12 protein-coding genes are annotated in these 21,406 nt (G+C 70.7%); 7 read left to right on the top strand and 5 right to left on the bottom strand.

Annotation, left to right across the window (positions count from 1 at the left end; genetic code table 11):
• The 3 genes from ACFDR9_RS20525 to ACFDR9_RS20535 all read left to right on the top strand — a co-directional run.
• The coding region (locus ACFDR9_RS20525; protein ID WP_409032190.1) for a TolC family protein at window positions 1–944 on the top strand (944 nt) is incomplete at its 5' end.
• Window positions 945–954: 10 nt separating this feature from the next.
• Window positions 955–2,145: an efflux RND transporter periplasmic adaptor subunit gene (locus ACFDR9_RS20530; protein ID WP_409032191.1), complete on the top strand. Its 1,191-nt coding sequence runs from the start codon at window positions 955–957 to the stop codon at window positions 2,143–2,145.
• Window positions 2,146–2,163: 18 nt separating this feature from the next.
• Window positions 2,164–5,352, top strand: coding sequence for a CusA/CzcA family heavy metal efflux RND transporter (locus ACFDR9_RS20535; RefSeq protein ID WP_409032192.1), 3,189 nt, complete (start codon window positions 2,164–2,166; stop codon window positions 5,350–5,352).
• Window positions 5,353–5,415: 63 nt separating this feature from the next.
• On the opposite strand, the gene ACFDR9_RS20540 is transcribed toward ACFDR9_RS20535, so the two are convergent.
• Complete coding sequence (locus ACFDR9_RS20540; protein WP_017877718.1) at window positions 5,416–5,913, bottom strand: hypothetical protein; 498 nt, start codon at window positions 5,911–5,913, stop codon at window positions 5,416–5,418.
• A 461-nt stretch (window positions 5,914–6,374) separates the two neighbouring features.
• On the bottom strand, window positions 6,375–9,371 hold the full coding sequence (locus ACFDR9_RS20545; protein ID WP_409032193.1) for a CHASE domain-containing protein: 2,997 nt from the start codon (window positions 9,369–9,371) through the stop codon (window positions 6,375–6,377).
• A 338-nt stretch (window positions 9,372–9,709) separates the two neighbouring features.
• Between ACFDR9_RS20545 and ACFDR9_RS20550 the strand changes: the two genes are divergently transcribed.
• Both ACFDR9_RS20550 and ACFDR9_RS20555 read left to right on the top strand, forming a co-directional pair.
• The gene (locus ACFDR9_RS20550) at window positions 9,710–10,246 is read left to right on the top strand and encodes a hypothetical protein (protein WP_409032194.1); all 537 of its coding nucleotides are present in this window, start codon (window positions 9,710–9,712) and stop codon (window positions 10,244–10,246) included.
• Window positions 10,247–10,258: 12 nt separating this feature from the next.
• Window positions 10,259–11,221, top strand: coding sequence for a LysR substrate-binding domain-containing protein (locus ACFDR9_RS20555; RefSeq protein ID WP_409032198.1), 963 nt, complete (start codon window positions 10,259–10,261; stop codon window positions 11,219–11,221).
• Here the strand turns inward: ACFDR9_RS20555 and queC are convergent.
• Entirely contained in the window at window positions 11,182–11,898 is a 717-nt protein-coding gene (queC, locus tag ACFDR9_RS20560; RefSeq protein ID WP_017877723.1) for a 7-cyano-7-deazaguanine synthase QueC, read from the bottom strand. The two genes, ACFDR9_RS20555 and queC, sit on opposite strands and share 40 nt — an antisense overlap.
• A gap of 213 nt (window positions 11,899–12,111) precedes the next feature.
• Between queC and ACFDR9_RS20565 the strand changes: the two genes are divergently transcribed.
• Both ACFDR9_RS20565 and ACFDR9_RS20570 read left to right on the top strand, forming a co-directional pair.
• Window positions 12,112–13,950 (top strand): autotransporter assembly complex protein TamA, encoded by a 1,839-nt coding sequence (locus ACFDR9_RS20565; protein ID WP_409032195.1) that lies wholly within the window; start codon window positions 12,112–12,114, stop codon window positions 13,948–13,950.
• On the top strand, window positions 13,950–18,374 hold the full coding sequence (locus tag ACFDR9_RS20570) for a translocation/assembly module TamB domain-containing protein (protein WP_409032196.1): 4,425 nt from the start codon (window positions 13,950–13,952) through the stop codon (window positions 18,372–18,374). The genes ACFDR9_RS20565 and ACFDR9_RS20570 overlap by 1 nt, the downstream gene beginning before the upstream one ends.
• Window positions 18,375–18,435: 61 nt before the next feature.
• Here the strand turns inward: ACFDR9_RS20570 and ACFDR9_RS20575 are convergent, their stop codons facing one another.
• Window positions 18,436–18,576, bottom strand: coding sequence for a hypothetical protein (locus ACFDR9_RS20575; RefSeq protein ID WP_017877726.1), 141 nt, complete (start codon window positions 18,574–18,576; stop codon window positions 18,436–18,438).
• A 167-nt stretch (window positions 18,577–18,743) separates the two neighbouring features.
• Window positions 18,744–21,200: a S9 family peptidase gene (locus ACFDR9_RS20580; protein ID WP_409032197.1), complete on the bottom strand. Its 2,457-nt coding sequence runs from the start codon at window positions 21,198–21,200 to the stop codon at window positions 18,744–18,746.
• Window positions 21,201–21,406 lie beyond the last annotated feature (206 nt).

Raw genomic sequence — 21,406 nt, forward strand, 5'->3', positions numbered from 1 at the left:
GGGTCTCGTCAATGCGGGTTGCCCGCAAGCTGGGGTATCGCCCCTCCCCCCCCTCTCCCCCCCCCCCCCCCCCCACCCGCGCCGCCGTCAGCGTCGCCTTCGTCGAGGTGCTGGCCGCGCAGGAAGGCCTGCGCCTGGCCGACAGCGCCGCCGCGCTGGCGCGCCACGCCGGCGACATCGCCGCGCGCCGCGTCGCCGCCGGCAAGGCCTCGCCGGTCGAGCAAACCCGCGCCCGCGTCGCCGAAGCCGCCGCGCGGCTCGACGCCAACCTGGCCGGCGGCGCGCTGGCCGGCGCGCGCAAGCGCCTGGCCGCCCTGTGGGGCAATCCGGCGCCGCGCTTCAGCCAGGCCGAGGGCCGGCTGGAACCCTTGCCGGCCCTGCCCGACGAGGCCGACCTGGCGCGCCGCCTGGCCAACGCCCCCGCCGTGCTCAAGGCGCGCAGCGCGCTGGCCCAGCGCACCGCGATGGCGCAGCTGGAGCGCAGCCGCCGCACGCCGGACCTGAGCGTCAGCGTCGGCGTCAAGCGCTCGGCGGAACTGGGCCGCAACCAGGCCATCTTCGGCCTGTCGCTGCCGCTGCCGCTGTTCGACGGCAACCAGGGCAATGTGCTCGAAGCGCTGCGCCGCGGCGACAAGGCGGCCGACGAACTGGCCGCCGCCAGCATCCGCAGCGGCGCCGAACTGGCCGCGGCGCGCCAGACGCTGCAGGACGCGCGCCAACAAGTCGAGGCGCTGCGCGGCGACATCCTGCCCGGCGCGCAAAGCGCCTACGAGGCCGCCGCCAAGGGCTTCGAATACGGCAAGTTCGCCTTCATCGACGTGCTCGACGCCCAGCGCACGCTGCTGCAAGCGAACACCCAACACCTGCGCGCGCTGGCCGACGCGCACAAAGCCGCCGCCGAGATCGACCGCATCCTCGGCGAACCGGCCCACGCCGCCGAATAAGGAACACTCTATGAATATCAAACCAAGCAAGAAACAAGGCATCGCCATCGCCGCCATCCTCGGCGCCGGCGCGCTGCTGGCCGCCCTGATCCTGGGCGCCGCCGCGCCGGCCACGCCCGCCGCCGCCGACACCGCCTCGGCGTCGGCCGGCGCGGCGCACCACGAAGAAGAGGGCAAGCTCGAACTGAGCGACGCCCAAATCAAGGCCGCCGGCATCGGCGTGGCCGCCGCCGCGCCCGGGCGCATCGCCACCAGCGTCGCGCTGGCCGGCGAAATCCGCTTCAACGAAGACCGCACCGCCCACGTCGTGCCGCGCCTGGCCGGCGTCGTCGAAGGCGTGCGCGCCGACCTCGGCCAGTTGGTCAAGAAGGGCCAGGTGCTGGCCGTCATCGCCAGCACCGGCCTGTCCGAGCAGCGCAGCGAATTGCTGTCGGCGCAAAGGCGCCTGGCGCTGGCGCGCTCGACCTACGAGCGCGAACAGCGGCTGTGGCAGGAAAAAATCTCGGCCGAACAGGATTACCTGCAGGCCCGGCAGGCGATGCAAGAGGCGGAAATCGGCGTGCGCAACGCCGGCCAGAAGCTCAGCGCGCTGGGCGCCGACGCCGGCGGCGCCGGCCCGCTGAACCGCTATGAAATCCGCGCGCCGTTCGACGCCATGGTGCTGGAAAAGCACATCGCGCTGGGCGAGGCGGTCAAGGAAGACGCCAACATCTTCGTCCTCTCCGACCTGTCCACCGTGTGGGCCGAAATCGCCGTGCCGGCGAAGGATTTGAACGCGGTGCGCGTCGGCGGCCGGGCCAAGGTCAAGGCCAGCGCCTTCGACGCCAGCGCCGACGGCAGCATTACCTACGTCGGCGCGCTGATCGGCGAGCAGACCCGCACCGCCAAGGCGCGCGTGGCGATGGCCAATCCGGCGATGGCCTGGCGCCCCGGCCTGTTCGTCAGCGTCGAGGTGGCCTCCGGCTTCAGCGACGCCGCCGTCACCGTCGCCGCCGACGCGGTGCAAACCGTCGAACAGCGTCCGACGGTCTTCGTCAAGGTCGCCGGCGGCTTCCAGGCGACCCCGGTCACGCTCGGCCGCGGCGACGGCAAGCTGGTCGAAATCGTCAAGGGCTTGCCGGCCGGCGCCAGCTACGCCGCCGTCGGCAGTTTCATCCTCAAGTCGGAGCTGGGCAAAGCCAGCGCCGGCCACGAACATTGACGCGGAAGGCGAGCCACCATGTTTGAACGACTGATACGCTTTGCCATCGACCAGCGCTGGCTGGTCATGCTGGCCGTCGCCGCGATGGCGGCGCTGGGCATCTACAACTACCAAAAACTGCCGATCGACGCGGTGCCGGACATCACCAACGTGCAGGTGCAAATCAACACGGCGGCGCCCGGCTACTCGCCGCTGGAGACCGAGCAGCGCATCACCTTCCCGGTCGAGACGGCGATGGCCGGCCTGCCGAACCTGGAGCACACCCGTTCGCTGTCGCGCTACGGCCTGTCGCAGGTGACGGCGGTCTTCAAGGACGGCACCGACATCTACTTCGCCCGCCAGATGATCAACGAGCGCTTGCAACAGGCGCGCCAGCAACTGCCGGCCGGGACCGCGCCGGCGATGGGTCCGGTCTCCACCGGCCTGGGCGAAATCTACCTGTGGACGGTGGAGGCCAGGGAAGGCGCCAGGAAGGCCGACGGCGCGCCCTACACGCCGACCGACCTGCGCGAAATCCAGGACTGGATCATCAAGCCGCAACTGCGCAACGTCGCCGGCGTCACCGAGATCAATTCCATCGGCGGCTACGCCAAGGAATACCAGGTCGCGCCCTGGCCGGAAAAACTGGCCTCCTACGGCCTCGGCCTGGCCGACGTGGTGGCGGCGCTGGAGCGCAACAACGGCAACGTCGGCGCCGGCTATATCGAGCGCCGCGGCGAGCAGTTGCTGATCCGCGCGCCCGGCCAGCTCGCCTCGATGCAGGACCTGCGCAACGTCGTCGTCGCCAACGTCGAGGGCGTGGCGATCCGCGTCGCCGACGTCGCCGACGTCGACATCGGCCGCGAGCTGCGCACCGGCGCGGCCACCGAGAACGGCCGCGAAGTCGTGCTCGGCACGGTCTTCATGCTGATCGGCGAAAACAGCCGCAGCGTGTCGCAGGCGGTCGAGCGCAAAATGGTCGAGGTCAACCGCAGCCTGCCCGAGGGCGTCCACGCGGTCACCGTGTACGACCGCACCGTGCTGGTCGACAAGGCCATCGGCACCGTCAAGAACAACCTGCTGGAGGGCGCGGTGCTGGTCGTCGCGGTGCTGTTTCTGTTCCTCGGCAACATCCGCGCCGCCGTCATCGCCGCCATGGTGATTCCGCTGGCGATGCTGTTCACCTTCACCGGCATGGTCGGCTACCGCGTCAGCGCCAACCTGATGAGCCTGGGCGCGCTGGACTTCGGCATCATCATCGACGGTGCCGTCGTCATCGTCGAAAACTGCGTGCGCCGGCTGGCCCACGCGCAGGCCGCGCGCGGCCGCCCGCTGACGCGCGACGAACGCTTTCACGAGGTGTTCGCGGCGGCGCGGGAAGCCCGCCGGCCGCTGCTGTACGGCCAACTGATCATCATGGTGGTGTACCTGCCGATCTTCGCGCTGACCGGCGTCGAGGGCCGCATGTTCACGCCGATGGCGCTGACGGTGGTGATCGCCCTGCTGGGCGCGATGCTGCTGTCGATCACCTTCATCCCGGCCGCAGTGGCCCTGTTCATCGGCGACAAGGTGGCCGAGAAGGACCAGTTGCTGATGCGCGCGGCCAAGCGCTGCTACCGGCCGGCGCTGCACGGCTCGCTGCGCCACGCGCCGGTGGTGCTGGCCTTCGCGGCGGTGGCGGTGCTGCTGGCCGGCCTGTTGGCGACGCGCATGGGCAGCGAGTTCGTGCCCAGCCTGGACGAGGGCGACATCGCCATCCAGGCGCTGCGCATCCCCGGCACCAGCCTGACGCAATCGCTGGCCATGCAGCGCCAGCTGGAACGCGCGCTGATGCAAAACCACCCCGAGATCGAGCGCGTGTTCGCCCGCACCGGCACCGCCGAAATCGCCTCCGACCCGATGCCGCCGAATATCTCGGACGGCTACATCATGCTCAAGCCGCGCGCGCAATGGCCGCTGCCGGGCAAGAGCCGGGAGCGCCTGCTGGCCGAGGTCGAGGCCACCGCCAACGGCCTGCCCGGCAACAACTACGAGTTCTCGCAACCGATCCAGCTGCGCTTCAACGAGTTGATTTCGGGCGTGCGCAGCGACGTCGCCGTCAAGCTGTTCGGCGACGACATGGCGGTGCTCGACGCCACCGCCGCGCAGATCGCGGCAGTGCTGGGCAAGGTCGGCGGCGCCGCCGAGGTCAAGGTCGAGCAGACCGGCGGCTTGCCGGTGCTGACGGTGAAGATCGACCGCGAGCAAAGCGCGCGCTACGGCCTGAACCTCGCCGACGTGCAAAACACCGTCGCCACGGCGATCGGCGGCCAGCGCGCCGGCACGCTGTTCGAGGGCGACCGCCGCTTCGACATCGTGGTGCGCCTGCCGGAGGGCCTGCGCAACGACCTGGAACAGTTGAAACGCCTGCCGGTCGCCCTGCCCAAGGGCGCCGGGCGCGCCAGCTTCATACCGTTGGCCGAGGTGGCCAGCCTGGAACTGGCGCCGGGGCCGAACCAGATCAGCCGCGAAGACGGCAAGCGCCGCGTCGTCGTCAGCGCCAACGTGCGCGGGCGCGACATCGGCTCCTTCGTCGCCGACGCCGAGCGGCAAATCCTGGCGCAGGTGAGGGTGCCGGCCGGCTACTGGACCAGCTGGGGCGGCCAGTTCGAGCAATTGCAGTCGGCCACGCGGCGCCTGCGGATCGTCGTGCCGCTGGCGCTGCTGCTGGTGTTCATTTTGCTGTTCGCCATGTTCGGCAGGGTCAAGGACGGCTTGCTGGTGTTTAGCGGCATTCCGTTCGCCCTCACCGGCGGCATCGTCGCGCTGTGGCTGCGCGACATCCCGATGTCGATCTCGGCGGCGGTCGGCTTCATCGCGCTGTCCGGCGTGGCGGTGCTGAACGGGCTGGTAATGCTCGCCTTCATCCGCCAGTTGCGCGACGAGGGCCGCACGCTGCAAGAAGCGATTGTCGAAGGCGCGCTGACGCGGCTGCGGCCGGTGTTGATGACGGCGCTGGTGGCCTCGCTGGGCTTCGTGCCGATGGCGATCGCCACCGGCACCGGCGCCGAAGTGCAGCGGCCGCTGGCCACCGTCGTCATCGGCGGCATCCTGTCGTCGACGGCGCTGACGCTGCTGGTGCTGCCGCTGCTGTACCGGCTCGCCTACCGCAGGGAGGAGGAAGCCGGCGCGGCGGCGCGCCTGCAAGCAAGGGCGGGCGACTCTGCGCCAGCGGCGTGGCATATCTGACGCGGCAACGCCGCGGGGCCGGACCTTCGGGTCCGACCCCGGGGCGCCGCCCCTGGTGTCGGTTTACGGCTTGCGGTAATCGTTCTCGATCCACGCGGCGGCGCTGGTCGCGCTCAGCTTGAACGCCGCCGAGGTGCGCACCTTGGCCAGCTCCTCGCCGTCCTGGTCGTAGGCGCTCAGCATCGCGTACGGATGCTCCTCGTCCGGCACGATATCGAGCATGACCTTGATTTGCCCGCCGGACATGCTGACGAACAAGCTCTTGTGCAACTGCGCGTGCAGTTGCTGCTCGTGCCGGCGCAACACTTCCGCGGCCGTCTTGACCAGGGTGTTGAAGGCGTTGACGTCGAGCGGCTTGGGGTTTTTCTTGTCGCGCCCCATGGTCCAGGGGCCGACCAGCGCCGGCTCCGGCTCGCCGTCCTTGATCATCGCCACGGCCCAACCCTCGTCCTCGTCGTTTTTGATCACGCGCGCGGTCCAGCCGTTGCCGACCCACAGGCGCGGCTCCTGGATCTTGGCGTCGTCGTCCGGTTCGGGGAAGTCGGGGGAGTCGGTACTCATGTGATGTGGCTCATGTCTGGAAGATGGGCCTAGCATGATAGTCGAAATTGCCCGGCCGCGCCCGCTTTTGCCGGCCACGCGCAGCGGGACCTGCCCCACGCGAGGGCAAGTCCGGCGCGGAGACGCTGGCGGAAAACCAGGCTTGCTTCAGGCGTATTCGAAGGACATCGACGGCCTGGACGGCGGCGCTACCGGCGGACTGGGCGGCGGACGCCGCGGGTCGATGGCCGGCGCCGGCGACTGGTAGCTATACGGCGTAATAATGATCGGTGGTATGGCCGGCGGCGCGCCTTTCGGCCCCGCGTGGTACGTTGCGGCGCTACGCTGGCGCAGGAAGCAACCGTTTGCCGAGGATATCGATTGATCCCCTGTCTGTGCATTCAAAACCATCTTGCCCTCCTATCGGAAGTGGAGAGATTCAGTATAGGCAGTGATATTTTTAATGCAAGGAAAAATATTCACTACGAGGCGCGCGGGCCGCGCTCGGCGCCGAGGCCGGTTTCGACGCGGTTGCGTCCGGCGCCCTTGGCGCGGTACAGCGCCTTGTCGGCGCGCACCAGCACGGCGTCGTAGCCGGTGTCGAGGCGGCTCATGGCGGCGACGCCGATGCTCACCGTGACGGCGATGCGGGCGTCCGCCAGCACCAACGGCGTGTCGGCCACGCGCTGGCGCAGGCGCTCGGCGAACACGCCGGCCGCCGCCAGGTCGGTGCCCGGCAGCAGCACCGCGAACTCCTCGCCGCCGATCCGCCCCAGCGTGTCGACCTTGCGGTGGCCGTCGAACATCAGCGCGGCCAGGTGGCGCAGCACGGCGTCGCCGACCGCGTGGCCGTGGGCGTCGTTGATGGTCTTGAAATGGTCCAGGTCCAACATCAGCACCGCCGCGCAGCTGTCGATCTCGCGCCGCAGGCGCGCGTGCTCCTGGTCCAGGCGCGCCATGAAGTGGCGCCGGTTCGGCAGGCCGGTCAGGAAGTCGGTGGTGGCCAGCACCAGCAACTCGTCGTTCATGCGCTTGCGCTCGGTGATGTCGAGCGTCGAGACGATGACGAAATCCAGGCTGCGCTCGTGGCCCGGCATCACCAACAGGGTCAGCTCGTTTTGCCGCGCCACCCCGTCCAGGCGCACGAAACTGCCCTCGCAGGCGAACAACTGGGCGCCCTGCGCCAGCGCCGCCAGCGCGCGGGCGAACGCCGGCAGCGCCGGCGCGTCGAAGTTTTGCGCCAGGCTCAGCGCGGCGGCGGCGGCGCGCCCGTCGGCGCCCACCTGCGCCAGCGCGGCGGCGTTGACGTCGAGGATGCGCACCAGCCCGGCCAGCCGCGCCACCTGCTGCGGATGGCCCAGCAGGTAGGCCGCCAGGTCGTCCACGCCGGCCCGCTCCAGCGCCGCCAGCTCGGCGCGCACCGCCGACCAGTCCTGCTCCCACAGCGCGACCGGGGCGTTGTCGTACAGGCTGCGAAAGCGCGCCTCGCCGGCGCGCAGCGCCAGCGCCGCCTGGGCCTGCTCGATGACCATGCCGGCCAGGTGCGCGGCCTCCTCGATCAGGGCGATGTTGGCGGCGCTGGGCTGGTGCGCGCGGCGGTGGTACACCGTGAACGCGCCCAGCAGAGCGCCCGAGCCGCCGCGGATCGGCTCGGACCAGCACGCGGCCACGCCGGCGCGCGCGGCCAACTCGCGCTGGCCCTGCCACAGCGGATGGACGGCGATGTCGGCGACGACGACGCGGCGGCCGCGCAGGGCGGCGACGCCGGCCGCCGCGGCCGCCAACGGCTGGCCGTGCATGGCGGCGTTGAAGAAGTCCGGCAGGCTGGGCGCGGCGCCCAGCAGCGCCTGGCGGCCCTCGCCGTCAAGCAGCGCGATGCTGCACAGCATGGCCGGGTGGCCCGCCTCGACCCCCACCACCACGCCCTCGAGCACGCTGGCCAGCGAGGCGCCGGTGGCCAGCAGCTCCAGCACGTGGCGGCGGGTGCGTTCGCGCTGCTCGACCTGGCTGCGCTCGGTGATGTCGCGGAAGGACCACAGCCGCGCCTGCTCGCTCCCCAGTTGCATGCTGCGCACCACCTGCTCGATCACCCGGCCGTCGTGCAACTGCAGCAGGTCGTGCCGCTCGCGGTGGTCCTGCGGCGCCTGGACGCGGCCGCGGGCGAACACCGCCGCCTGGCGCAACTGCCGCTCGATGTGCGCGAACAGCGCGGCGGCGTCGGCCTGCCAGTCGAGCGCGTCGGCCACCTGCCACAGCTCGCGGAAGCGGCGGTTCGAGTTCAGCACCCGCCCCTGCAGGTCGTCGACCAGGATGCCGTCGACGGTCGAGTCGAGGATGCTGCGCAACACCGCCTGGCTGCGCTGCGCCGTCTCGGCCATCGCCAGCACGCTGGCCTGGCCCTGCTTCAGTTGCGCCGCCAGCAAACCGGCGCGGTGCAGCGCCGCCTTGGCGCCGGCGCGGCTACGCGCCAACAACCACGTCAGCGCCGCCAGCCCCAGGCCGAGCAGCGCGCCGGCCCAGGCCAGCAACAGCGGCTTGGCGGCGGCGGCGCGCTCGAAGCCCGGCCCGGCGCCGACCAGCACGCTCCAGCGGCGGCCGGCGACGTCGATGCTTTGCCGGCTGTGGCGCGCCAGCGCGGCGGCCGCGCCGGGCGCGCCGCCGTGCATGCGCTGGCCGGCGCCGACCGCGTCGCCGTCGTAGACTTCCATGTCGAGCGCGCCGGCGCCGCCCAGGCCGGCCATCAGGTCGTCCATGCGGAACGCCGCGTAGACCCAGCCGCGGATGGCCTCGCGCCGCTGCGCCAGCGTGGCGTGGGCGCGGTGCGGGTCGTAGAGCGGCATGGCGATCAGGAAGCCGGCCCGGTCCTGCCCGTCGTTTTCCTGCACCAGGCTGATTTTCCCCGTCATCGCCGCCTGGCCGGAATCGCGCGCGCGCTCCAGCGCGGCGCGCCGCACCGGCTCGGAATAAGGGTCGAAGCCGAAGGCGCGCAGGTTGCTGCCGCTGAAAGGCTCGAGGTAGACGATGGGCGCGTACAGCGCGCGCGCGCCGGCCGGCTTGATGGTGTAGTCGGGGAAGCCGTCGCGCCGCAGCGTCGCGATGTGGGCCTCGCGCTGCTCGCGCGGCACCACGCGCATGAAACCGACGCCCTGGATACCGGGGAAGTGCAGGTCGATCTGCTGCACCGCCAGGTAGTCGTGGAATTCGGCGCGGTCGACGACGTCCGAGCTGACGAACAGGCCCTGCGCGCCGTACAGCACCTGGAGATAGGTTTGCATGCGCGAGGCCAGCAGGTTGACCAGCTCGCGCACGCGCGAGTCGAACTCGGCCTGCACCTGGCGCTGGGCGTCGTCCTCGGCACCGCGCCAGGCGCCATAGGTGAAGCACAGGCAAACACCGAGGATCAACAGGGACAGGAAACGCGGTCCCAGCCAGTCCTCGATGGAGCGCACGGCGGGCGGCATGGAGCGGGTCTGGTTCATGGAACTCACTGGCATGGCCGAAAAAACCATCGAAACGTCGCTGCGGCCACCGCGCGGCCACGCCGCACCGGGATCGGCCGGGTATGGGAACCATAGTACGTGAGCGCGCAACGGCTGGCAACGCGCCGCTTGTAGCTAATCGGCAACAGCGCGGCCGCGCCGGCCGGCGTGCGCGGGCCGGCCCGGCCGGCCTTGGGCACGGCGCATTATTGCATATAAGAAAACGTCGATTGCCCGCCATTTCCCACCGTTCCGGCGCGCGTTTGTTTTTTGTTGATTTAATCGTATGATGCCCGCTCGCGCAGCGATCACGCCGCGCCAACCCACTGGAGTACCTGATGAAAACAATCACAGCGCTGGCCCTGGCCGGTTTATTCGCCGTGTCGCCGTGGTCCGGCGCCGCCACCGCCGCAGCGGCGCCGGCCGCCGCCGCCGCCCCCGACGCCGCCCACATCGCCGCCGTGCACGCGCTGCTGGCCGCGATGCAGGCGGAAAAAATGATGCGCGCGACCGCCGGCGCCAGCAACTACGCCAACCCGCAGCAACGCCAGGCGGTGTACGACAAGCTGGCCAAAGTGCCGGCCGAAGAGATCTACCGGCGCCTGGCCGGGCCGGTGGCGCGCCTCGTGTCGAGCGCGACCGCGACCGAAATGACGCGCTTCTATGGCAGCGCCTATGGCAAGCGCGCGCTGTTCCAAACTTATAACAGCGGCGCCAGCCTGTACCCCGAAGGGGCGCCGACGCCAACCCCGGCCGAGAAGGCCGACCTCAAGCGCCCGGCCTACGTGGCGGCCGACAAGGCCCTGGCCGCCGCGCAGCCGGCGATCCAGCATGAAGCCTTTGTTTTACTTCAGGAAATTGTGCGCAAGAAGTAAGCAGGCAAGCGCCTGGCGGCGGCCGTCAGCGCCGCTCGGCGCTATCGCGCTGGACCTGGCAAATTTGCACCCGGTACTCCTGGAAGAGAGGCGGTAGCGACGGCCGGCGGCATCACCCGCGCCGCCGCGATCCTGCACCGGGTGCCGTCGAACATCTCGACCCGCGTCAAGAACCTCGAGGACGATATCGGCGCCGCCCTATTCCTGCGCGAAAAAAAGCGTTTGCAACTGACGCCCGCCGGCAAGGTCCTGCTCGACTACGCCCGGCGCTTGCTGGCGCTAGCACAAGAGGCGCACGAGGCGGTCCACGACACTTCGCCGCGCGGACGGCTGCGCCTTGGATGCATGGAAAGCACCGCCGCGGCGCGCCTGCCGGCGCTGCTGGCGGCGCTGCAGCGGCGCCATCCGGCGCTGGCCGTCGACCTGCGCACCGGCCTGCCGCGCACCTTGGCCGGCCAGGTGCTGGCCGGCGAGCTCGACGCGGCCCTGGTGGTCGAACCGGTGGCAGACGAGCGCCTCGACCGCCTGCCCGCGTTCACCGAGGAACTGGTGCTCGTCGGCCCGGCCGGGCAGGCGCCTATCCGTTCGGCGCGCGATCTGGACAAGAGAATACTGCTGGCCTTCGAGCCGGGCTGCCCGCATCGGCAGCGGCTGGAGGACTGGTGCGCCGACGCCGCCGTGGTGCCGGAGCAGATCATCGAGCTGGGCTCCTACCACGCGATACTCGGCTGTTGCGCCGCCGGCATGGGCGTGGCGCTGATGCCGCGCTCGGTACTGGCGACCTACACCGAGACGGCCTATCTTTCCGTGCACGCCTTGGGCGGACGCTTCCACAGCGCGCGCACGCTGCTCATTTCCCGCCGCGGCGCGCCGCAGGGCAAGATCGCCGCCTTCGCCGACCTGCTGCGCGAAGGCCCGCAGACCGAGGCACCGGCTCAGGCCGCCGGCGCCGGCAGCGCCGCGTACTGCCGGTAGCCGCGCGCGCGCAGCTCGCACGCCGGGCAGCCGCCGCAGCCGTAGCCCCAGTCGTGCAGCTCGCCGCGCTCGCCCAGGTAGCAGGTGTGGGTGCCGCTGCGGATCAGGTCGACCAGCGCCGCGCCGCCCAGCTTTTCCGCCAGCTCCCAGGTCTGGCACTTGTCCAGCCACATCAGCGGGGTTTCCACCTTCAGCCGGGTCGCCATGCCCAGGTTCAACGCCACCTGCAGCGCCTTCATTGTATCGTCGCGGCAATCCGGGTAGCCGGAGAAGTCGGTCTCGCACATGCCGCCGACCAGCACCGTCAGGCCGCGCCGGTAGGCCACCGTGGCCGCCACCGTCATGAACAGCAGATTGCGGCCCGGCACGAAGGTGTTCGGCAAGCCGTTCGCCTGCATCGCGATTTCGACGTTCTGCGTCAGCGCCGTGTCGGAAATGGCGGCGATTAGCGACAGGTCGATCATGTGGTCCTGGCCCAGCCGGCCGTCCCACCGCGGCGACGCGGCGCGCATCCGCGCCAGCACCGTCGGGCGCACCGTCAGTTCGATGGCGTGGCGCTGGCCGTAGTCGAAGCCGATCGTTTCGACCCGCGCATAGTGTTCCAGGGCCCAGGCCAGGCAGGTGGTGGAGTCTTGGCCACCGCTAAACAGCACCAGGGCGGTATCAGTTGCAAGCATAGTTTTCTTTCTTTAATTCTTGAGTGTTGCGTGGGCGCGGCGCCGCGCGCCGGCCGGCGCCGCGTGAAATCTTATTCGTCCGCCATCTATATGCCTATTCCGGTAACATGCGGGGAGCAATTACCCTCCTGGAGTCCCATGTTTCCCGCAATACCCGTACCAGCCGGCAAACCGGCGCGATCACGAATTTTGGCACAAGCGCTGGTAAAAGCAATGGGGCGGGCCGCCTTGGTCGCCGCCGGCGCCGCCACGCTGGCGTCGGCCGCGCGCGCCGCCGACGCCACGGCGGCCGAGACGGCCGTCGCCGCCGCGGTGCGGTACGAGGTGAAAATCGTCGCGCCGGCGCCGCTCGACGCCCTGCTCGAAAAAAACCTCGACCTGCTGCGCTTCCAGGGCAACGCCCGCATCGACCGCGAACAGTTGCAGCGCCTGGTGCGCGCCGCGCCGGAGCAAGTCAAGGCGCTGCTGGCCACCGCCGGCTTTTACACGCCGCAGGTGAGCGCGCGCCTCGACGCCGACGCCGCCACGCCCACCGTGGTGGTCAGCGTCGAGCCGGGCGAACCGGTGCTGGTGGGCAAGGTCGAGCTGGAACTGCGCGGCTTCGACGCCCCGGCGCGGGACGGCGAAGCACGATTCAACACGCGGGCGCTGCGCGCCGCCTGGCCGCTGCACGAGGGCGCGCGGTTCCGCCAGGCCGACTGGGAGGCGGCCAAGCGCAACCTGCTGCGCCAGGTGGTGCAGACCCGCTACCCGCGCGCGCAACTGAGCGAAACGCTGGCCACGGTCGACCCCGACAGCCACCGCGCCGAGCTGCGCGTGGTGCTCGACAGCGGCCCGGAGCTGCGCTTCGGCGCGCTGCGCATTGAAGGCTTGCGGCGCTACCCGGAGGCGATCGTGCGCAACTTGAACCAGATCGAGCCGGGCGCCTATTACAGCGAGGCGGCGCTGCAAGCCTTGCAGTCGCGCCTGCAGGATACCGGCTACTTCAGTGCGGTCGAAGTCAGCGCCGACCTGTCGGGCCTGTTGAACGAGCAAATCGACGCCGCCGAGGAGGCCCAGCCGGGCGCCGCCAAGGCCGCCCCCGCCGCCACGGTCGAGCCGGTGCCGCTGGTGGTGCGCGTCGTCGAGAACAAGCGCAAGAACGTCAGCGCCGGCGTCGGTTACAGCACCAACACCGGTAACCGCGCCCAGTTGAACTACGACGACCTGAACCTGCTGGGCTTGAAATTCAAGAGCGCGCTGACCTTGGAGACCAAGAAGCAGACCGCGCGCGGCGACTTTTACTTTCCCACCACGCCGGAAGGCTACAACGACAGTATCGGCGCCTCGTTCGAGCGCAGCGACATCGAGAACGAAACCACGCGCATCGAGACGCTGGCGGCCAAGCGCGCCTGGGGCACGCCGCTGCTGGAACGCAGCATCACGCTGGAGTTCCTCAACGAAAACAAGAGCGTCGCGGGCGCCGCGGCCAGCCAGAGTAAGAGTTTGCCGCTGACCTACAGCCTGACCAAGCGCCAGCTCGACAACCTGCTGTTCCCGACCAGCGGCTACGTCGTCAACGCCCAGTTGGGCGGCGCGCCGCTGCCGCTGCTGACGGACGAATTGTTCGTCCGCGGCAGCGCCAAGTTCGTCTACTACCAGCCGCTCGGCAAGAGCGGCACGCTGATCCTGCGCGGCGAGGCCGGCGTCCTGGCCTCGAAGGAAAAACCCGGCGTGCCGGCGGTGTACCTGTTCCGCGCCGGCGGCGACCAGTCGGTGCGCGGCTACGCCTACCGCGAACTCGGCGTGCAGGAGGGCCAGGCCACCGTCGGCGGGCGCTACCTGGCCACCGCCGGCGCCGAGTACCAGCACTGGCTCACGCCGACCTGGGGCGCGGCGCTCTTCTACGACGCCGGCAACGCCGCCGACAGCGTCAAGCAGCTGCACCCGAAGTCCGGCTACGGCCTCGGCGTGCGCTATAAAAGCCCGGTCGGCCCGATCAACGTCGACGCCGCCTACGGCCATGCGATCCAGAAATACCGCCTGCACTTCTCTTTGGGATTCACCTTCTGATGTCCGACGCCACCACCCCGCCCGCCATCGCGCCGCGCCGCCGCGCGCTGCGCTATTTCCTGATCGGCCTGGCCGCCGTGGCCGCGCTGCTGGCCGGCGCGCTGTGGCTGCTCGGGCGCGAAGCGACGCTGCAAACGCTGGTGCGCAAGCTCGCCAGCGCCAGCGGCGGCCAGATCGTCGTCACCGGCGTGTCCGGCTCGCTGTATAACAAAATGCACCTGGGCCACGTCGACTACCGCAGCCCGACCCGGCACATCAGCGCCGACAACGTCGACATCAACTGGTCGCCGCTGCAGTACTTCTCCGAAGGTATCGCCATCAGCGAACTGAGCGTGGGTAGCCTTGCGCTGCAAAGCGTCGGCCCGGCGACGCCGCCGGTGATGCCGGCGAGCGTGGCGCCGCCGTTCCAGCTCGGCATCGCCGACGCCCGCGTCGCACGCCTCAGCATTGTCGGCGCCGGCGGCGCCGCCACCGTCATTTCCGCCGTCCGCTTCAAACTGGCCGGCGACAAAAGCGGCTGGCGCCTGCAAGACGCCAGCGCCGCCACGCCCTGGGGCAACGCCGCCGCCAGCGCCAGCATCGGCGCCGCGCGCCCGTTCGCGCTGGCCGGCGCGGCCAGCCTGATCCAGGCGGCCGCGGCCGCCGGGGAAAAACCGGCGCAACTGGACGCCAAGCTGGGCGGCAACCTGGCCCTGCTGGCGCTGAACGCCAGCGGCAGCGCCGGCCCGGCCAGCGTCGACGCCGCGCTGAGCCTGGCGCCGTTCGAACCGGTGATACTGCGCGCGGCCAACATCAACGGCCGCGGCATCAACCCGGGCCGCTACAACCCGGACCTGCCGCAGGCCGACCTGCGCCTGGAACTGAGGGCCAAGGTCGGCGCCGACCAGGCCGTGTCGGGCAGGTTGGCCATCATTAACCAGGCCGCGCCCGGCCCGCTCGACCAGGGCCGCCTGCCGCTGCGCGCCGTCAGCGCCCAGGTCGGCGGCAGCCTGACCGCCACCAGCATCGACGCGGCGCTGCTCGACTTCGGCGCCGCCGGCAAGTTCAGCGGCGCCGGCACGGTCGAGCGCAGCGGCCCCGAGGCGCCGGTCGGCAGCGCCACGTTCACGCTGCACACCGACCGCATCGACCTGAAGGCGATCCACGGCCGCATCAACAGCACCAAGATCGCCGGCGACATCCAGCTCGCCAGCGCCGGCAAGACGCTGACGCTGACAGCGCTGCTGGCGCAGGACGGCCTGCGGCTGGACGTGCAGGCCAGCCTGGCCGACTTGCTGCTGCAGGTGCAGCGGGCGCGGCTGCAGGCCGGCAAGGGCAGCGTCACGCTGAGCGGCCAGGCCAGCCTGAAGGAGCAACGCGCATTCAAGGCCAGCGCCAGCGCCAGCCGCTTCAACCCGGCCGATTTCGGCGCCTACCCGCAAGCCGACCTGAACGTCGACGTGCGCCTGGCCGGCCACGCCGCGCCGCAGTGGTTGCTCAACGGCGACTTCGCGCTGCGCCCGAGCCGCCTGCTGAACCAGGCGCTGAGCGGCGCCGGCAAGCTCAGCGCCGACGCCAAGCACGTCAGCGGCGTCGACGCCACGCTGGCGCTGGGCCGGAACACGCTCGCGCTGCGCGGCAATTTCGGCGCGCCCGGCGAAACCCTGGCCTGGCACGTCGACGCCAAACAACTCTCGGCCGCCAGCGGCGAACTGCTCGGCGCTCTGACGGCCAACGGCGTCATCCAGGGTACGATGGCGGCGCCGCGCAGCAGCTTCGTCGCCGACGCCAGGGGCCTCGGCCTGGCCCGCGCCAAACGCCCGCTGGCCGACAGCGTGCTGCACGCCAGCGGCGAGCTGGCGCTGGCCGGGCCGCGGCGCACGCCGGAACTGAACCTGCGCGGCAGCGCGCTGCGCTTCAACCCGGCCGCGTTCGGCGCCTACCCGGTCGGCAGCGTCAACGCCGACTTCAACGGCGGCGGCCGGCTCGGCGCCGACTGGCGCCTGGCGCTGGACCTGGCGCTGCAAGCGTCGACCTTGGCGAACGCGCCGCTGGCGGGCCACGCCAAGCTCAGCGCCAACGCCAAGCGGCTCGAGCGCGCCGACCTCGACCTGCGCCTGGGCGCCAACCGCGTGCAGGCCAACGGCAGCTTCGGCGCCGCCAGCGACCGGCTCGAATGGAAACTCGACGCGCCCAAGCTGGCCGAACTGGGCGTGCAACTGAGCGGCGAGCTGCGCGGCGACGGCGCGCTGTCGGGCACCCTGGCGGCGCCGGCGCTCAACGCCACGCTGGCCGGCGCCAACCTGCGCCTGCTCGGCGAACACCACATTAAAAGCCTGCGCGCCAGCGCCAACGTCGGCGCCGGCCAGGGCGCCGCCGACCCGCTGGTCAGCGACGTCGTGCTGACCGAGTACAGCGGCCCGGGCCTGAACGTGGCCAGCGCGCGCCTGCAAACGAACGGCACCCGCGCCGCGCACACCTTGCAATTGGCGGCCCGCGGCGACGACTTCGACGCCGCCGCCCGCGTCAAGGGCGGCTACGCCGCCGGCGCCTGGAACGGCGTCGTCGAGGCGCTGCAAAACCGCGGCCGCTTCGCCCTCACGCTGCAGGCGCCGGCGCCGCTGCGCCTGGCCGGCCCGGCCGACGCCGGCGTCGCCGGCCTGCTGCGCCCGGAACAGCTCGCGCTGTCGAACGCCGTGCTGCAACTGCCGGGCGGCAGCGTCAGCCTGCAAAGCCTGGACAAGGCCGGCGCCCGCTGGCGCAGCGCCGGCGTGGCCGCCGGCGTGCCGCTGACCTACCTGGCGCAACTGTCGCCGACCCTGCGCGACAACGCCAAGGGCGACCTGACGCTGGGCGCGCAATGGTCGCTGAACCTGCTGGCGGCGACGCCGGCGGCGCCGGAACCGGTCATCGCCGGCATGTTGCACGTGTTCCGCGAAAAAGGCGACGTCAGCGTCGGCGCCGACGTGCCGCTGGCGCTCGGCCTGCGCACCCTCGACGCGCGCGTCGACGTGCAGGCGAACACGCTGCGCCTGCAACTGGCGCTCGACGGCAGCCGCGCCGGCCAGGCCCGCCTGGACGGCAGCGCGCGCATGCTGCAGGGGCGCATCGGCGCCGACAGCGCCTTGACCCTGAGCGGCAGCGCCAACATGGCGTCGCTGGCCTGGCTGGCGCCGCTGGCGGGGCAGCCGGGGCTGGAGTTGGACGGCGCCCTGAAACTGGCGGTGAGCGGCACCGGCAGCATCGGCGCGCCCTTGCTGAACGGCGACGTCAACGGCGACCAGCTGACGCTGAACTGGGCCGACCAGGGCTTGAAGCTGCGCAACGGCGTGTTGCAGGCCAAGCTGGCCGGCGACCAGTTGCAGTTGCAGCGCCTGAGCTTTGACGGCGGCGACGGCAAGGTCCGCGCCGACGGCTGGGTGCGTTTCGCCAACGCCGAGGCCAGCATGGAATTAAAACTCGTAGCCGACAAGTTGCAGGCGCTGGCGCGGCCCGACCGCACCCTGGTGCTGAGCGGCCAGAGCACGCTGCTGCGCGACCAGAAACGCTTCCGCCTGGAAGGCAAATTCAAAGCCGACCGCGCGCTGATCGAACTGGCCGGGCAGGACGCGCCGACCCAGAGCGAGGACGTGATCGTGCTGGGCAAGAACGCGGCGAAAGGCGGCGCCAAGGCGGCGCCGACGCTGCCGCTGAACATCGACCTGGAGGCCGACCTGGGCGACGCCTTCTACCTGCGCGGCAAGGGACTCGACGCACAACTGGCCGGCAGCGTGCACCTGCGCGTGCAGGACCGGCGCGCGCCGCGCGTGGTCGGCAGCATCCGCGTTGCCAGCGGCACCTACGCCGCCTACGGCCAGAAACTGCAAATCGAACGCGGCCTGCTGAACTTCACCGGCGCCTACGACAATCCCGGCCTGAACATCCTGGCGGTGCGCAAGCGCCCCGAGGGCGAGCAGCTGACCGAGAGCAATGTCGAGGCCGGCGTCGAGGTGCGCGGCACGGCGCTGGCGCCGACCGCCAAGCTGGTGTCGACGCCAACCGTGCCCGACAGCGAGAAGCTGGCCTGGCTGGTACTCGGACACGGCACCGAGGGCACCGCCGGCAACGAACTGGGCCTGCTGACGACGGCGGCCGGCGCCTTGTTCGGCGGCAGCGGCGGCGGCGGCGGCCTGCAATCGCGCCTGGCCAACACCTTCGGCCTCGACGAGGTCGGGCTGGCGCAGGCGCAGGGCAGCGGGACGGGCTCGGCGAAAGGGCTGGAAAACACCGTCGTCACGCTCGGCAAGCGCCTCTCGCGGCGCGCCTACCTGAGCTTCGAACAGGGCGCCAGCTCGGCGTCGAGCCTGGTGAAACTACGCTACAAGCTCAACGAGCGCATCACCTTGCAATTCCAAACCGGCACCAACAACGCGCTCGACGTACTGTACACCTGGGCGTTCGACTAGGGTCGCCAGCGCGGAGTTTGCGGGCTGGCGCCGTTAACAACCAACCCAAGGCAAAGAGCCTTCAACTGGGGTTCGGGTCCGGCACCGGGTCGTCCTGCGGCACCGGGTGCGCCGGATACGGGTGCGGATGCGGCTCCGGCACCGGATCGTCGACCGGCGCCGGGTCCGGCGCGCGGTGGGCGTGGATGGCAACTGGGTCCATGGCGTATCCTCCTGTCGCTGAAAAGATGACATTAACATGAGTCGGCCCGGCGCGCCCGCGTTCGGGGCAAGCGGCGAACCTCAAACCGGGGACAGACCACGATTTCCGAGAAACTTCCTCGAAAATCGTGGTCTGTCCCCTTGCCCGCGCTTGCCCGCCCTTGCCTTTTAGGGCTGGGCGTTCTTCACATATTTGTCGAGCCAGTTGTTGGTCTCGTAGAGCATGTGCATGATCGATTCGCGCGCCCGGTAGGCGTGGCTTTCGTTGGGCAGCATGACCAGGCGCGCGGTGCCGCCCAGCCCCTTGATGGCCTGGAACATGCGCTCGCTCTGGATCGGGAAGGTGCCGGAGTTGTTGTCCTGCTCGCCGTGGATCAGCAGCAGCGCGTCCTTGATCTTGTCGGCGTTGTTGAACGGCGACATGGCCTGGTACACCGGCTGCGCCTGCCAGAACGGCCGCTCCTCCGACTGGAAGCCGAACGGCGTCAGGGTGCGGTTGTAGGCGCCGCTGCGGGCGATGCCGGCGCGGAACAGGCGCGTGTGCGCCAGCAGGTTGCCGGTCATGAAGGCGCCGTAGGAATGGCCGCCGATGGCGATGCGGTGGCGCTCGGCCACGCCGCGCCGCACCACCTCGTCGACCGCCGCCTGGGCGTCCGCCACCAGTTGCGGCAGGTAGCTGTCGTTGGGCTCCTCCTCGCCCTTGCCGACGATCGGGAACGAGGGGTTGTCGAGCACCGCGTAACCCATCGCCAGGAAGGCCGCCGGCCCCCAGTAGCTGACGCCGTTGAAGCGGTGCGGCGAGCCGGTGGTCTGGCTGGCCGCGCTGGCCGACTTGAACTCCTGCGGGTAGGCCCACATCAGCAGCGGCAGCGGGCCGTCGCGCTTGGCGTCGTAGCCCGGCGGCAGCATCAGCGTCGCGGTCAGGTCGACGCCGTCGGCGCGCTGGTAGCGGATCTGCTCCTTCTGCACGTCCTTCAACTGCGGCGTCGGGTGGGCGAAGCGGGTCAGCGCGGTCAGCTGGGCGGCGCCGCTCCGCCTGAGGTCGCGCACATAGTAGTTCGGCCGCTCGGTCGGCGATTCGCGCGTCGACAGTAGCCGGGTGCCGTCCTCGTTCAGCACGGCCACCACGTTTTCATAATACGGCGGCGCGCTCTGGAACAGCCGCTCGGTCTTTTTCGTGGCCAGGCTGAAGCGGTCGATGAAGGGCCGGTCGCCGTCGGCCGAGGCGCCGGCGCCGTCGAGCAGGATGGTGGCGTCGGGGCCGATCATCAACAGCGCCTGGCCGGCGCCGTTGGCGCGCATCACCGGCGCGCCGGGGTCGTTGTAGCGGTCCTCGGACGAGCCGGCGTAGAGCAGCTCGGCCGGCGCCTGCGGCTGGTCCGGGGCGATGCGCCAGCGCTTCAGCGCGCGCGTCTTGTACCAGTGTTCAGTGAGCAGCGCGACGTCGCCGCGGCCCCAGGCGATGTCGGCGAAGCGCGAGCCGAGTTTGGCCAGCACCGCCGGCGCCGCCTTGAACGGCGCCGCCTGGCTGTAGACGATGTCGCGCACCTCGACCGCCCGGGCCGGGTCGCCGCCGTCCTGCGCCTCGGCCCAGACCAGCGTCGCCGGCGCGTCGGCGCGCCACGACACCTCGCGCACGCCGGCGCTGACGGCGTCGTTGCCCGGCGGCAGGCCCTCCTCCAGCGGCCGGTTGGCCACCGTGTGCAGCAGCGCCCCCTGCAGGTCGCGCACCTCGATGCGTTTGCCGAAGCTGGACGCCGGCACCAGGTAGGAATACGGCCGCACGATGCTCATCGTCAGCAGGTGGCGCCCGTCCGGCGCCACCGCGACGGCGGCGAACTGGCCCGGCTCGCCGATCAGGCGGGTTTGGCCGGACAGTTCGATCTGCGCCAGTTGCACCGTCACGTAATGCTCGAACAGCAGCGCGTCGTCGGCGCTTTTGAGCAGGTCCGGATAGGTGCGCACCTGCTTCTGGCCGCCGCCGGGCTGGCTGTCCTGCAGGCTCGGCCCGCCGGGCACGCCGCTCGCCTGCGGCGCCTTGCCCAGCTTGGCCGGCTTCAGCTTGATCAGCAGGCTTTTACCGTCGGGCATCCAGGTGAAGCCGCGCCCGTAGACCGCCGACAACGCTTGCGCCGACAGCTTGCGCGCGCTGCGCGCGGCGATGTCGACCAGCCACAGCTCGACGCCGCCGCCCTTGGCCGTATCGGCCAGGTTGATGTGGCTGAAGGCCAGGTGGCGCTGGTCGGGCGACCAGCTCAGGTCGGCGACGCGCAGATCGCGCGGCAGGCCCTTCAGCGCGATCTCCTTCTGGGTGTCGATGTCGAGCAGGCCCAGGCCGCTGCCGAAGGAAAACCGGCTCTGCGAATAGGTGCGCGGATTGATGCGTACGCCGGCCAGTTTCAGCTCCGGCTGGGCCACCTCGCTGATGCCCGGCAGCGCCGGCGTTTGCAGCATCGCGGCCAGGTTGCGCAGCGGGCTCAGGCTCAGAGCCGGCGCGCGCGGCGCATCGACGATGGCTTGCAGCGCGGCCGGCGGGGCCTGGTAGCCGGAACTTTGGGCGCCGGCCTGCGGCGAGGCCGCCATCAGGCCGAGCGTCAGCGGCAGCACGGGGATACGTGTGGTCATGGGGGTCCAGTCTATGGTTGCGCTAAAAACGCCGGCGCGGCGGGCCCGCGCGCCGCCGGGTGGAATGGGAATAGTGCTTTCAGGACTCGCAAATGTCAATCGGCAAGACAAGCAGGGCGATTGCATGAAGGCGGAGCCGAGGCGATGAGCACAGCTTGTAGGTATCGCTTGTAAACTCTTTGAAAAAGGCGTTTACTCTCGATATT

The organism is Janthinobacterium sp. CG_23.3, from assembly GCF_046115965.1.
Taxonomy (GTDB): domain Bacteria; phylum Pseudomonadota; class Gammaproteobacteria; order Burkholderiales; family Burkholderiaceae_D; genus Janthinobacterium.